This is a genomic window from Neoroseomonas eburnea (genome assembly GCF_018129005.1).
GTDB lineage: Bacteria > Pseudomonadota > Alphaproteobacteria > Acetobacterales > Acetobacteraceae > Neoroseomonas > Neoroseomonas eburnea.
The window spans coordinates 221,606-235,763 of record NZ_JAAEDL010000003.1 but is presented as its reverse complement, the minus strand read 5'-3'; the positions used below and the strand labels follow the sequence as shown (position 1 = coordinate 235,763).

At 71.3% G+C, this 14,158-nt stretch carries 11 protein-coding genes; 3 read left to right on the top strand and 8 right to left on the bottom strand.

Features of this window, described 5'->3' with window-relative positions; genetic code table 11:
* Positions 1–92 precede the first annotated feature (92 nt).
* The 4 genes from asnB to GXW74_RS05045 all read right to left on the bottom strand — a co-directional run bounded on the left by asnB (position 93) and on the right by GXW74_RS05045 (position 4,848).
* Positions 93–1,850, bottom strand: coding sequence for an asparagine synthase (glutamine-hydrolyzing) (gene asnB / locus GXW74_RS05060; protein WP_211845188.1), 1,758 nt, complete (start codon positions 1,848–1,850; stop codon positions 93–95).
* A gap of 4 nt (positions 1,851–1,854) precedes the next feature.
* Entirely contained in the window at positions 1,855–2,868 is a 1,014-nt protein-coding gene (locus tag GXW74_RS05055) for a glycosyltransferase (protein WP_211845308.1), read from the bottom strand.
* 14 nt (positions 2,869–2,882) lie between these two features.
* The gene (locus tag GXW74_RS05050) at positions 2,883–3,662 is read right to left on the bottom strand and encodes a glycosyltransferase family 2 protein (protein WP_211845187.1); all 780 of its coding nucleotides are present in this window, start codon (positions 3,660–3,662) and stop codon (positions 2,883–2,885) included.
* A gap of 247 nt (positions 3,663–3,909) precedes the next feature.
* Entirely contained in the window at positions 3,910–4,848 is a 939-nt protein-coding gene (locus GXW74_RS05045; RefSeq protein WP_211845186.1) for a glycosyltransferase family 9 protein, read from the bottom strand.
* Positions 4,849–4,921: 73 nt separating this feature from the next.
* Between GXW74_RS05045 and ygfZ the strand changes: the two genes are divergently transcribed.
* From ygfZ to GXW74_RS05030, 3 genes are all read left to right on the top strand, one after another.
* Positions 4,922–5,746, top strand: coding sequence for a CAF17-like 4Fe-4S cluster assembly/insertion protein YgfZ (gene ygfZ / locus GXW74_RS05040; protein ID WP_211845185.1), 825 nt, complete (start codon positions 4,922–4,924; stop codon positions 5,744–5,746).
* Complete coding sequence (locus GXW74_RS05035) at positions 5,743–6,204, top strand: methyltransferase family protein (protein WP_211845184.1); 462 nt, start codon at positions 5,743–5,745, stop codon at positions 6,202–6,204. Before ygfZ ends, GXW74_RS05035 begins: the two co-directional genes overlap by 4 nt.
* Positions 6,205–6,523: 319 nt before the next feature.
* Positions 6,524–7,342 (top strand): hypothetical protein, encoded by an 819-nt coding sequence (locus GXW74_RS05030; RefSeq protein WP_211845183.1) that lies wholly within the window; start codon positions 6,524–6,526, stop codon positions 7,340–7,342.
* Here the strand turns inward: GXW74_RS05030 and GXW74_RS05025 are convergent, their stop codons facing one another.
* From GXW74_RS05025 to GXW74_RS05010, 4 genes are read right to left on the bottom strand one after another with little or no spacing between them, the layout of a single operon-like run.
* Entirely contained in the window at positions 7,343–8,380 is a 1,038-nt protein-coding gene (locus GXW74_RS05025; protein ID WP_211845182.1) for a PDDEXK family nuclease, read from the bottom strand.
* Between the two features lie 15 nt (positions 8,381–8,395).
* Positions 8,396–11,068 (bottom strand): pyruvate, phosphate dikinase, encoded by a 2,673-nt coding sequence (ppdK, locus tag GXW74_RS05020; RefSeq protein WP_211845181.1) that lies wholly within the window; start codon positions 11,066–11,068, stop codon positions 8,396–8,398.
* A 13-nt stretch (positions 11,069–11,081) separates the two neighbouring features.
* Positions 11,082–13,238 (bottom strand): glycine--tRNA ligase subunit beta, encoded by a 2,157-nt coding sequence (gene glyS / locus GXW74_RS05015; RefSeq protein ID WP_211845180.1) that lies wholly within the window; start codon positions 13,236–13,238, stop codon positions 11,082–11,084.
* Entirely contained in the window at positions 13,231–14,100 is an 870-nt protein-coding gene (locus tag GXW74_RS05010; protein ID WP_211845179.1) for a glycine--tRNA ligase subunit alpha, read from the bottom strand. Before GXW74_RS05010 ends, glyS begins: the two co-directional genes overlap by 8 nt.
* Between the last annotated feature and the right edge of the window lie 58 nt (positions 14,101–14,158).

The following is a 14,158-nucleotide window of genomic DNA, read 5'->3' as shown; positions in this document are numbered from 1 at the left end:
TCCGGCGAAGCCAAGCGAACCGGAGGTTGGCGCCCGGCGCCTGAGGGCAGGAAAAGCCGGATACCGGCGGTCGCGAATAGCGTCCGTTGGTATCAGCGTTCCGCCAGATAGGCGAAGACGTCGCCCTGCGCCGGCATGCCCTCGACATGCCGCCGGTGCCACAGGGCATGGAACAGCAGGTGCCAGGCGGCGAAGCCTTCCCGCTTGCCGGCGGCGGCGCGGAACAGCGGCAGGATGCGGTCGGGCCTGGCGATCTCCGCCACCCCCGGCTGGGCGGCCACCAGCGGCGCCAGGCGCTCGGCTTCCTCGGCGATCCAGGCGCCGACCGGCACGGTGAAGCCCTGCTTCTTCCGGAACGGCTCGGAGGCCGGGAAATGCTTCGCCAGCCATTGCCGCAGGATCCACTTGCCCTGCCCGTCGCGCACCTTCATCGCATCCGGCAGGCGGAAGGCGGCTGCCGCGACGCCGGCATCGAGAAAGGGCGTGCGCCCCTCCACCGCATGGGCCATCAGGCAGCGGTCGAGCTTGGTCAGCAGGTCATTGGGCAGCCAGTCCGCGACGTCGAGCGCCTGCGCCGCCTGCAGCCGCGTGCGGCCGGGCATGGCGGCGGCGGCCGAGGCGGCCTCGATCCCGTCCCTCCAGTAGCGCGGCGGTTCCCGCAGCACGTCGAGCCGGTCGAAGGCGCCATGGGCGCGCATCGCCTTGCCGCCCATCCACCATGGCTTCATCGCCGAGCGGTAGCGGCCGTAGCCGCCGAAGATCTCGTCGCCGCCCTCGCCGGAGAGCACGACCTTGACCTCCTGCCGCGCGCGGCGCGCCAGGAACCAGGTGGGGATGATGGCGTAGTCGGCCGCCGGGTCGTCCATGCAGGCGACGATCTCAGGCAGGTGGCGGAACACTTCCTGCCGGGTGACGTTCAGCGTGACGTGCCTCGCGCCGGCGACCTCGGCGGCGCGGGCGGCGGCCTCGCGCTCATCGGCGGCGCCGGGGATGTCGAAGCCGGCGGTGAAGGCGAGCACCGGCTTCTCGTTCAGCCGCGCCATCATCGCCAGCACCGCGGCGGAATCGGTTCCGCCCGAGAGGAACATGCCGTAGGGCACGTCGCTGCGCTGGTGCAGGTCCACGCTCTGTTCCAGCGCGGTGTCGAGGCGGGCGAGGGCGGCTTCCTCCGTAATGGTCTCCGGCCCGCCCTCGGGCAGGGCGGCGCGGCGGCGGCGGGCGACGATCGCGCCGTCTGAGATGACGAGGGTCTCGCCAGGCAGCAGGCGGGTGATGCCCTCGAAGATCGTCTCGGCGCCGGTGGTGAACTGGAGCTGCAGCAATTCGTGCAGCGCGGCGGCGCGCAGGCGCGGGGCGACCAGGCCGGCGGCGATCAGCGCCTGCGGTTCGGAGGCGAAGGCGATGCCCTGCTTCGTCTCGGTGATGTAGAGCGGCTTGATGCCGAAGGGATCGCGCGCCAGCACGACGTGATGCGAGGCGCGGTCGTGGATGGCGATGGCGTACATGCCGCGCAGCGTCTCGGCGAAGCCGTTGCCGTCGCGGCGGAAGAGGTGCAGCGGCGGCTCGCAATCCGACTGCGTGACGCAGCTCAGCGCGTTCTCCGCGCGCAGTTCGCGGTAGTTGTAGACCTCCCCATTGCCGACCAGGCTGGCGGGGCCGGCATGCAGCGGCTGGTCGCCGGTGACGAGGTCGATGATGGCGAGCCGCGTGTGCGACAGCGCGACATTGCCCTGCACGTGGTGCCCGTGCCCGTCCGGGCCGCGATGGGCGAGGGCGCGCGTCAGCGCGTCGAGCACCTCGACCGGGGGCCTCTCCCCGGGCTTCAGCGCGAGGCCGGCGATGCCGCACATGGCGTCAGGCCGCCTGCCGCCGCGGCGCGACGGAGGCGAGGAAATCCCGCCAGCGCGCGACGACGGCGGCTTCCGTGAAGTCGCGCCCGAAGGCCGCGCGGCCGCATTGCGCGAGGCGGGCGGCGCGCTGCGGGTCGTCCAGCAATGTGCTTATGCCGCGCGCCAGCGCCTCGGAATCCTCGGTCGGAACCAGCAGGCCGGTCTCTCCTTCCTCGATCAGCTCGCGCGGCCCCTGCGCCGCGGCGGCAACCACCGGACGCGACGCCGACCAGGCTTCGAGCACGATATTGCCTAAGGGTTCGTGGCGGGAGGAACACACGAAGATGTCGCAGCCCGCCAGCAGCGCGCCGACATCCCTCCGCCAGCCCAGGAAGGCGACGCGGTCCGCCACGCCGAGCTCCCGCGCGAGGGTTTCCAGCGCCGCGCGTTCGGGCCCTTCGCCAGCGATCGACAGATGCGCGCCCGGCAGCAGCGCGAGCGCGCGCAGCGCGACGTCGAAGCCCTTGTTGCGATGCAGCCGCCCCATCGCCAGCAGGCGCGCCGAACCGGCCGGCGCGGGCAGCGCGGCGGGGACGGCGCCGGCGAGGTCATCGACGAAATTCGGCACGTGGTGCACCCGTGCCGCTGGCCAGCCTTGCTCCGCGATCCAGCGCACGAGGTCGCGTGTGTTGCCCACCAGGTGGTCGCAGCGCCGGTAGTATTTCAGGTCGTAGTAGCCGCCGAGCCGCCCCACCAGCGTCCACGGCCCCTTCGGCGCGAAGCGCGCGGCGCGGTTCATCCAGGCGACGGTCACGGCGGGCGCGAAGGCTGCCAGCGCGGCGCGAAGCCGCGGGCCGGTCAGCAGGTCGAGCGCGCCGCCGAAGCCGAGCTGCACCGGATCGAGCCCGCCCGCGCGAAGCCGCGCGGCGCGTTCGGCATCGCGGCGGATCACCGGCAGCACCTCCTCGCCCGCCGCGTGCAGGGCGAGGCAGAGCCGTTCGTAGAAGCCCTCCGCGCCGCCGTGATGCGCGCCCGCCATGACCTGCGCCAGCTTCACCGCGGCCCCCCGTGTTTCTCGGGTTCCAGCTTCGCCTTGAGATAGGACAGCAGCGGGAAGGCCCCGGTGCAGAGCGCGAGCAGCACGCCCCAGCCGCCCTCGCGATATCCCTTGCGCGACACGTAGGACTTGAAGCCGCGCGAGACGAAGCGCCGCACATTGGCGCGCAGCGTGCCGATATCGCCGCTGGCGATCAGGTCCGCCGCCTTGGCGGAGGAATACTTGTCGAGCCGCCGCAGCATGTCGGAGATGTCGCGGTCCACCAGGTGGACCAGTGCGCCTTCGGTGATCTTCGGCCCTTCCTGCCCCGTCCAGTCGAGGCCCGGATGCACGCGTTGCGCCCGCCACATCTTTGCGCCGCGGCGGAACAGGCGGGGGACGGAGGTGGTGCCGAAGGACCCTGCCCAGCCATGGCGGATCAGCCGGTCGCCGACGTAGTTGTCCACCGGCACCTGGTGCCAGGCATGGGTGCTGGTCGCGATGGTGGCGCGGATCGCCGCGGCCAGCGTCTCGTTCACCCGTTCATCCGCATCGACTTCCAGGATCCAGTCGCCGGTGCAGGCCGCGATGCCGGTGTTGCGGCGCTCGCCCTCGAGCTCCCAGGCGCCCTCGATGACGCGGGCGCCGGCGGCACGGGCGATCTCGGCGCTGGCATCGGTGCTGCGGTCGAGCACCACCACCACCTCGTCGGCGAAGGCGACGGAGGCGAGGCAGTCGGGCAGGCGCTCCTGCTCGTTGCGGGCGACGATCAGGGCGGAGAGGCGGGGGGCGGTCATGGCAGGGCACGCCGGGGAGGGCGCTGCCCTCCCCGGGCCCCTCCCGCCAAAGGCCGAAAGGCCTTTGGAAACCGGGACTTGGTGCCTCGCGGCGCAGTCGCACCCAACCGCCCTCGGTGCACCAGAGCCCCCTGGACAGAAGGTGCCGGTCCGTCTCGCCCAATGGCAGGTAACGGTTCCCAAAGGCCTTTCGGCCTTTGGCGGGGTGGTCCGGAGGGGCGGCGCCCCTCCGGTGCGGCCATCGCCCTCACGCCGCCACCTCCCCCACCGGCACCGGATCCCGCCGCGCCAGCAGCGCCGCCGCCTGTTCCGCGACGCGCGTCGCCGACAGCGCCCCCATCGGCGCCGCGCCGGGCGGCCCCTTGGCCAGCACCGCCAGCGCCCGCGCGCCGACCGGCGCGTATTCCGAGGCCGGCGTCGGCCCGAACAGCCCGATCGTCGGCGTGCCCGTGGCGGCGGAGAGGTGCATCAGCCCCGAATCATTGCCCACGAACAGCGCGCAGCGGGCAAGCACCGCCGCGGCCTCCGGCAGGTCCAGCGCGCCAACCAGATCCACCGCGCCCGGCAGTCCTGCCAGCACCGGCGCGGCCATGGCGCGTTCCTGCTCCCCCGGCCCGCCGAGCACCACGATGCGCGCGCCCTCCAGCGCCCCGCCCGGCCCGGTCAGCAGCCGCGCGAGATGCAGGAAGCGGTCCGCCGGCCACACCTTCCGCACCCAGTTCGCCGTCGGCCCGAGCGCCAGCACCGGCGCGCCGGACGGCAGCAGCGCCTCGGCCCGAGCGGCTTCCTCTGCCCCGAACCAGGCGACCGGCCGTGGTGCCGGGCTCACGCCCAGGGTCTGCGCGATGTGCAGCAGCCGGTGTCCCGGCCGCCGGCCGCCGCGCATCACCGCGCGCCGCTTCGCCAGCAGCAGCCAGGCGATCGCGGACCCTCGCAGGTCCACCACAAGGTCCCATCGCCGGAACGCCACCTGCGACCACAGGCCCAGCCAATGCAGGCCGAAGCGCTTCTTCTCGATCGGGATGATCCGCTCCAGCCCCGGCATGCGGCGGAACACGCCTTCCGCCACGCGGCCGACGGCGATGGTGAAGCGGGCGTCCGGATGGGCGCGCATCAGGTGGTCGAGCAGCCCGGTGGACAGCACGGCGTCGCCGATCCGGGTCGAGGTGATGAACAGGATGCGCACGCGCCGCGCTTACCACGCCCCGCACCCGGGGGGGAGGTTGCGCGGAGGCCCGGTCCGGCACACCTGTCATGGCATGAGTCTGGCGACCCTTCCCGAACGGGGCGTGCTGGAGGTGGCGGGCCCGGACCGGGTCGCCTTCCTGCAGGGCCTCGTGTCCAACGACGTATCCGCGGCCCGCCCCGGCGAGGCGGTCTGGACGGCGCTGCTGACGCCGCAGGGCAAGTGGCTGGCGGATTTCTTCGTCGTCCCGGCCGGCGAGGTCCTGCTGATCGACGCCGAGCGCGCGCAGATCCCCGGCCTGGCGCAGCGGCTCGCGCGCTTCCGCCTGCGCTCCAAGGTGACGCTGCGCGATGCCTCCGCAGAATGGCACGTCCATGCGGCCTGGGGTGGCGAGGCGCCGGACGAAGGCATCGTTGCCCGCGATCCGCGGCTGCCCGATGCCGGCTGGCGGGTCCTTGCCCCCGCCCCGCTGGCCGGCGACGCCACGCCGGAGGACTACGACCGCCACCGCCTCACCCTCGGCCTGCCCGACGGGTCTAAGGACATGGAGGCGGAGAAGTCCGTCCTGCTCGAAGCCGGCTTTGATGAGCTGCACGGCGTCTCCTGGTCCAAGGGCTGCTACATGGGCCAGGAGCTGACCGCGCGAACGCGTTACCGGGGCCTGGTGAAGCGCCGGCTGGTGCCGGTGGCGGTGGAGGGCCCGCTGCCCCCGCGCGGCACTCCCCTGACCGATCCGGCCGGCGCGGAGGTGGGCGAGATGCGCTCCGGCCGCGACGGCCTGGGCCTCGCGCTGCTGCGGATCGGGGCGCTGGACCGCGGTCCCTTCCGGGCCGGAGAGACCAGGCTGACCCCCCGCATCCCCGCCTGGATGCGCCTGCCGGCGCGCGAGGAGGCGTGAGCGCGCGCGACCATGGCCCGGGCGTGCGCGTTCCGCCGCCGGTCATGGTCGCCGGCGCACTGGCCCTCGCCTGGGGGATGCAGCGCGTGCTGCCGGTGCCGCTCGGCCCACCGCTGCCGGAGTTCGGCGCGCTGGTCATCTTCGCGGCGCTGGCACTGATCGGCTGGGCGGTGCTGGCGCTGGTCCGGGCGGGCAACGACCCGCGGCCCGACAGGCCCGATGCCGCCTTCGTCGAAGCCGGGCCGTTCGGCTTCAGCCGCAACCCGATCTACCTCGGCTTCCTGGTGGCGACGGCGGGATTCGCGCTGCGCTGGGGGGATCTCTGGGGATGGCTGGCGGTCGTCGCCAGCCATCTCATGCTCGACCGCCTGGTGGTGGCGAAGGAGGAAGTCTATCTGGCGGCCCGCTTCGGCAGCGCCTACGAGGCGTATCGCCGCCGGGTGCGCCGCTGGGTGTGATGCGAGCGACACGAGTTCTTGACTCGTGCCGAGGCCGCGAATGCGTCCCGCCGGTGGTCCGGCGAAGCCCAGCAAACCGGAGGTTTGCGCCCGGCGCCTGAGGGCACGAAAAGGCGGATACCAGCGGCACGAGTCATTGACTCGTGCCGAGGCCGCGAATGCGGCCCGCCGGCAGTCCGGCGAAGCCAAGCAAACCGGAGGTTTGCGCCCGGCGCCTGAGGGCACGAAAAGGCGGATACCAGCGGTCGCGAATAGCGGCCGCTGGTATGAGCCGGCCGTTCATTCCGGATTGACCTCTGGCCGGCAGAATGTGCCGGTCATGACCAGCCCGACCGCCCCGCGCCAGGCCGGCCCGCCCGCCCAGGTCGCCGCGCCCAGCCGCGCGCCGAAGCACCGGGACTTCAAGCAGGCCCTGGCGCGGGCGACACCCCCGGCGGTGCCCGGCCCGGCGCGCGTCGCTGCGCAGCCGGCAATCGCCCGCGGCGTGACGCCGGCGGCCATCCCCGCCGTGGCACGGGCCGTTCCGGCCGGGCAGACTCAGGCCGCCGCCTTGCGCCCCTGGGAGGCCCAGGCCAATGCCGCCTTCCGCCAGCGCATCGCCGAGGCGGAGCGCAGTGCCGAACACGTTCAGGACGGCTACGCCCTGCGCAACCCGGTGTCCGGCGCGCTCGGCCGCTACCAGTTCGTCCCCGTCGCGCTGCGCGACATCGGCTGGGTCGACGCGGAGGGCGGCTGGACCGAGGCGGCCGCGCGCCACGGCGTCAGCGACGAGGCCGGCTTCCTCGCCAGCCCTGCCGCGCAGGAGGCTGCCTTCTCTGCCTTCCTGGCGCGGCAGGAGACGATCCTCGACCGTGGTGGGGCGCTGGCCTCCGCCGGCGCGACCATCACCGCACTGGACGGCACGGCGATCACCCTGACCGAGGGCGCCATGGTCGCCGCGGCCCACCGGCGCGGGGCCGGGACGCTGGCCCGCTACCTGACGCATCGCACCCAGACGCCGGATGCGCCGCTCACCGCGGCCCAGCGGGCCGCCTTCGAGAGCGTGGAACACCGCCTGCGCGGCTTCGCGGACGTGGCCTATGTCAGCGAACGGCCGGGGAACCGGATGTTGGCGCGGCGGGCAGGGCCAGCGGCGTGATCAACTCATCTCCTGCTCGGGGCCTTCGTCTTCCGGTGCCGCAACTTCGGTTGCGTAGCGGAACTGGACGTCGCGAAGATCAGTCTCGAAGGCGGTTCGGAAACGCTGGCAGTCTTCCGCGGTGATCAGTCGGAAGCCGACTTCTCGATCATGAATCCTCGGGCGAATACGTCCCGGGAGCGAAAGACGCTCGCGCCAGAACTCGACGTCGCCATCGAATCGGCCGTGCTGGCCCACCGTGGCGAAATCGGGCTTCACCACCATCCAGAAAATTCGTCGGCCATCGCGCCAGAAGCGGACGCTCCGCCGTTCGGGTGAGGAGGTACGGCCAGGCCGTCGCAACTCCTCGCGCACGAAGTCGGCGAGCGCGGTGTTACGGATGTTCGTCAGCGCCTCGTCCCAATCGCCGGGGCCGCTCTCGGAACGGGGGCGCTCGGCGGGCTCGGTTCGCGGCGGCGGATAGACCCTGTTGAATGCCAGGTACTCATCGTCGCCGTCGACGAAGGCCTCCACGCGAACGCATGTGAGATCAACGCGGTGCTTCTCGTGCAACCATTCCGCAGCAGCCAGAAGGGCCGCATCGAAACCCTCGGCCACCAGGACGAGGCGTTGCCGTCGGTTCAGCGATCCCGTCGCGTCCTCGAGGTATTCGTCGATGATCGCCTGCGCTTCGCTCGGCGCCCGGCCAAGGGTAGTGGCAAACTCTTCGGCGAAGCGCTCGGATGCCCATCGCTGCACCATGCCCGCATACGACGCCGCCTGTAGCAGGTGCATGCGATGGCTGCCGCGCTTGAGTTCGAGGATCACGCTCGCGCCATCCGGCCCGATGGCGAGCAGGTCAATCCTGTCCGCAACGATGTCGGAGGGGCGAATCTCTTCTCCGATGATCAACAGGTCCTCGCCGATCTCGGCGAAAACCTCCTTCGCAGAGCGCCGAATCAGCGCCTGAAGGTCAGCGCGCTCCCGAAGGCCAGCCTCCCCGAGAGTGCGCCTGGCGACCGGATGGAGAAACCGCGCGCTTCGATCGAGCTTAAGCACCGCCCCCCCGCCTGCCTACGCCGTCCGGTCCGTCCCGCCACCTGCCAGCGCCGCCTGTGCCGCGGCGAGCCGCGCGACGGGCACGCGGTAGGGCGAGCAGGAGACGTAGTCGAGCCCCACGCTCTCGCAGAATGCGATGGACGACGGGTCGCCACCATGTTCGCCGCAGATGCCGAGCTTCAGCGCCGGCTTCACCCGCCGCCCCTTTTCGGAGGCGATCTGCACCAGCGCGCCGACGCCGTCCGGGTCGATCGAGACGAAGGGGTCCTTCGGGAAGATCCCCTTCTCGACATAGAGCGGCAGGAACTTGCCGGCATCGTCGCGCGACAGGCCGAAGGTGGTCTGCGTCAGGTCGTTGGTGCCGAAGGAGAAGAAGTCCGCGCTCTCGGCGATGGCATCGGCGGTGAGGGCGGCGCGCGGCAGCTCGATCATGGTGCCGACGCTGTAGTCCACGTGGTAGCCGGTCTCGGCGAAGACCTCCTGTGCCACGCGGTCGATCTGCGCGCGGGTGATCTCCAGCTCGCGGCGCGTGGCGACGAGCGGGATCATGATCTCCGGATGCGGCGCCTTGTGGGTTTCCTTGCCGATGGCGCAGGCGGCCTCGAAGATCGCGCGCGCCTGCATCTCGTAGATCTCGGGGAAGGAGATGCCGAGCCGGCAGCCACGATGCCCGAGCATCGGGTTGGCTTCGGACAGCTCCTGCGCCCGGCGGCGCATCTCGTCCACATTGGCGCCGAGGGAGGTCGCGACCTCCGCGATCTCATAGTCCGTGTGCGGCAGGAATTCGTGCAGCGGCGGGTCGAGCAGACGGATGGTGACCGGCAGCCCCGCCATGATGCGGAACAGGTCGATGAAGTCCTGCCGCTGGAAGGGCAGCAGGCGCGCGAGCGCGATGCGCCGGCCGGCTTCCGTCTCGGCCATGATCATCTGGCGGACGGCGCCGATGCGCTCCGGGTCGAAGAACATGTGCTCGGTGCGGCAGAGGCCGATGCCCTCGGCGCCGAACTTGCGCGCGGTCTCGGCATCGAGCGGCGTCTCCGCGTTGGCGCGCACCTTCAGGCGCCGGACCTGGTCCGCCCAGCCCATCAGCGTCGCGAAGTCGCCGGAGAGCTGCGGCTCGACCATGGCGACGGGGCCGACGAAGACCTCGCCGGTGCCGCCGTCGATGGTCAGCACCTCGCCGCCGCGCACCTGCACGCCGCCGGAGGAGAGCACCTGGTTGTTGTAGTCCACCGAGACGCCGCCGCAGCCGGCGACGCAGGGCCGGCCCATGCCGCGGGCGACCACGGCGGCGTGGCTGGTCATGCCGCCGCGCGTGGTCAGGATGCCCTTGGCGGCGTGCATGCCGTGGATGTCCTCGGGGCTGGTCTCGATGCGCACGAGGATGACGGATTCACCCTTCTGCGCGCGCGCCTCGGCCTCATCCGCCGAGAACACGACGATGCCGGAAGCCGCGCCCGGGGAGGCCGGCAGGCCCTTGGCGAGCAGCTTGCGCGGCGCCTTGGGGTCGAGCGTGGGATGCAGGAGCTGGTCGAGCGCCGCCGGATTCACGCGCTTCACGGCTTCCGAATGATCGATCAGCCCCTCGCGCGCCATGTCGACGGCGATCTTGAGCGACGCTGCAGCCGTGCGCTTCCCGTTGCGCGTCTGCAGCATGTAGAGCTTGTTCGACTGGACCGTGAACTCGATGTCCTGCATGTCACGGTAGTGGCGCTCGAGCGTCTCGCGCACCTTCACCAGTTCGGCATAGGCGGCGGGCATGGCCTTTTCCATGCTGCGCTCGCCCGGCTTGGCGCGCGCCTCGGACATCGGCTGCGGGGTGCGGATGCCGGCGACGACGTCCTCGCCCTGCGCGTTGATCAGGTACTCGCCGTAGAAGATGTCCTCGCCGGTCGAGGGGTCGCGGGTGAAGCACACGCCGGTCGCGCAATCCTCGCCCATGTTGCCGAAGACCATCGCCTGGACGTTCACCGCCGTGCCCCATTCGGCCGGGATGTCGTGCAGGCGGCGATAGGTGACGGCGCGCTGGTTCATCCAGGACCCGAACACCGCGCCGACCGCGCCCCAGAGCTGTTCCCAGGGATCCTGCGGGAAGGGCTTGCCCGTGACCTCGCGGACCATTTCCTTGTAGCCGTCCACCACGCGGTGCCACTCGGAGGCGGTGAGCTCGGTGTCCTCGATCTTGCCGGTATCGAGCTTCACATGCTCGATGATCTCCTCGAAGCGGTGGTGGTCCACGCCGAGCACGACCGAGCCGTACATCTGGATGAAGCGGCGGTAGCTGTCCCAGGCGAAGCGGGCGTCGCCGGAGGCGGTCACCAGCCCTTCCACCGTCGCGTCGTTCAGGCCGAGGTTGAGGACCGTGTCCATCATGCCCGGCATCGACACCCGCGCGCCGGAGCGGACGGAGACCAGCAGCGGCTTGTGATGGTCGCCGAACCTGTTGCCGACGGCTTCCTCGATGCGGGCGAGGCCCTGCTGCACCTGCGCTTCCAGGTCCGTCGGGTACTGCCGCTCATGCTGGTAGTACCAGGTGCAGACCTCCGTCGTGATGGTGAAGCCGGGGGGCACGGGCAGGCCGATGGAGGCCATCTCCGCGAGGTTCGCGCCCTTTCCGCCGAGCAGGTTGCGCATGTCTGCGCGCCCTTCGTTGCGGCCGGCGCCAAAGCTGTAGACCCACTGCGTCATCGGGGGCTCCCCCTCAGGCTTCGATCTTCGAGAAATCAGCCACCGCGTCCATCGTGGCGCGGAGCCGGGCGAGTAGTTTCAGGCGATTGCGGCGGAGTTCCGGCGCGGGATCGTTGACGATGACCTTGTCGAAGAAAGCGTCAACGGGCGCGCGGAGGGTGGCCATGGCCTCCATCGCGCGCTCGAAATCCTCTGCCGAGAGGTCGAGCTCGATGCGGGCGGCGGCCTCTTCCAGCGTGACGGCGAGGGCTTCTTCCTCATGCGCCTTGAGCAGGTGGCGCTCATAGCCGGTGTCGTAGGTGTGGCCGTCGCGCTTTTCCTCGATGCGCAGGATGTTCGCGGCACGGCGATGGGCGGCGAGGAGGTTGGCGCCGGCCTCGGATTCGACGAAGGCGCGTACGGCATCGGCACGGCGGAGCAGGCGGTTGAGGTCGTCGTCGGGAGCGGCGCCGAGCACGGCGGTGACGACGTCGTGGCGGGTGCCCTCGGCGCGGAGCTGGACGCGGAGGCGGTCGGTGAGGAAGTCGAGGATCTCAGGCGCCACCACATCGACGGGACGGTCTCTGCCCTGTACCCGCCTGGTCGCGCGAAGGGCGCCGATCGCGAAGGAGCCGCTCTGGGCTCGCGCAGCCGCGGCTTCTGCGGCGTGTGCATCGCGGAAGGCGGAATCCAGCGCGGCTTCGAAGATATCGAACAGCCCCAGCCGCAGCCCATTCTCCCGCACGATGCGGATCACCCCCAGCGCCGCGCGCCGCAGCGCGAAGGGATCCCCCGACCCGGTCGGCTTCTCCCCCACCGCGAAGAACCCGGCGAGCTGGTCGAGCTTGTCCGCCAGCGCGACGGCGATGGCGACGGGTTCGGACGGCGCTTCATCCCCCGGCCCGAGCGGGCGGTAATGCGCGGCGATGGCCTCGGCGACGCGCGGATCCTCGCCCTGGCCGAGCGCGTAGTAGCGCCCCATCACGCCCTGCAGTTCCGGGAATTCCCCGACCATGCCGGAAGCGAGGTCGGCCTTCGCCAGCTTCGCCGCGCGCGCGGCAAGCGCCGGCTCGGCGCCCACCTTCTCGGCGATCAGCCGCGCCAGCCGCTCCAGCCGTGCGACGCGCTGCCCCTGCGTGCCGAGCTTGGCGTGGAACACCACGGAATCGAGCTTCGGCAGGAAGCTCTCCAGCGTCTGCTTACGGTCGAGATCCCAGAAGAACCGCGCATCCGCGAGCCGCGCGCGCAGCACGCGCTCATTGCCTGCGACAATGGCTGCACCGCCATCCGGCGCCACGATGTTCGCCACCAGCGCGAAGCGCGGCGCGGCGGAACCGTTCGCGCGCCGCAGCGCGAAATAGCGCTGGTTCACGCGCATCGTCGTGCGCATGACCTCGGGCGGCAGGTCCATGAAGGCGTCGTCGATGCGCCCGAGCAGCGGCACCGGCCATTCGACCAGGCCGGCGACCTCGGCCACCAGGCCGTCATCCGGCACCACCGTCAGGCCCTCGGCGCCGGCCAAAGCGGCGATGCCATCGCGGATCAGCGAAGCGCGCTCCGCCGCGTCCAGCACGACGCGCCGTTCCCGCAGCCCGGCCTCGTACTCGGCGAAGCCGCGCACCGCGAAGCCGCCGGGCGCCATGATGCGGTGGCCCTCGGTCAGGTCGGCGCTGGACAGGCCATGCCCGTCATCCTCGCCCGCGCGCAGGTCGAAGGGCACCACGGCGCCGTCGAGAACGCAGAGGATGCGCTTCAGCGGCCGCACCCACACCATGGAGGACGACCCGCCCCAGCGCATCGACTTGGGCCACGGGAAGGCACGGATCACGGCCGGCACCGCTTCCGCGACCAGGGTGCGCGCCTCCATCGTCTCGCCCGGCTTCGCCAGCACCCAGAACTGGCCTTCCTGCTTCAGCGCGTCGCGCGTCGCGCCGTGCTTGCGCAGGAAACCGTCCAGCGCCTGGTCGGGCGCGCCGATACGCGGGCCACGTTCCTCCTTGCCCTCGGTCGTGACGGCGACGCGCAGCGTGGCGGTCAGGCCGATGCGGCGCGGGCCGAAGAACAGCTTCGGCTGGGCTTCCAGCAGCGCGGCGCAACGATCGGCGAACAGGCGGCCGAGATCCTCCGCCGCGCGCGCCTGCATGCGCGCCGGGATCTCTTCCGAAAAGAGTTCGAGCAGCAGTTCAGGCACCGGCCGTCTCCCCCGCGAGCCAGGCCTCGCAGCAGCCCTTCGCCAGGTTGCGCACGCGGCCGATATAGGCCGCGCGCTCCGTCACGCTGATCGCCCCGCGCGCATCGAGCAGATTGAAGCGGTGCGACGCCTTGATGCACTGGTCGTAGGCCGGCAGCGCCAGGCCGCGTTCCAGCAGCGCGGCGCATTCGTTCTCCGCATCCTCGAAGTGGCGGAACAGCATGGCGACGTCGGCATGCTCGAAATTATGCGCGGAGTATTCCTTCTCGGCGCGCAGGAAGACCTCGCCGTAGGTCACTCCGTCGCCATTGAAGTCGAGGTCGTACACGTTCTCGACGCCCTGGATGTACATCGCCAGGCGTTCGAGGCCGTAGGTCAGCTCCGCGCTCGGCTTCTCGCAGGCGATGCCGCCGACCTGCTGGAAATAGGTGAACTGCGTCACCTCCATCCCGTCGCACCAGACCTCCCAGCCCAGGCCCCAGGCGCCCAGCGTCGGGCTTTCCCAGTCGTCCTCGACGAAACGGATGTCGTGCAGCGCCGGGTCGATGCCGAGGGCGCGGTAGGACTCGATCAGCAGCGCCTGCGGGTCGGCCGGGCTCGGCTTCAGGATGACCTGGTACTGGTAGTAGTGCTGCAGCCGGTTCGGGTTCTCACCATAGCGGCCATCGGCCGGCCGGCGCGAAGGCTGCACATAGGCCGCCTTCCAGGGCTTCGGCCCGAGCGCGCGCAGCGTCGTCGCCGGGTGGAAGGTGCCCGCGCCGACTTCCATGTCGTAGGGCTGGAGGATCACGCAGCCCTGCTCCGACCAGAAACGGTGCAGGCGCAGGATGATGTCCTGGAAGCTCGGGGGCTTCTGCGGCATGGATGGTCCAGGCTGGCGTTGGTCTTTGATGCGCTGCACCTATACGGGCCAGACCTTT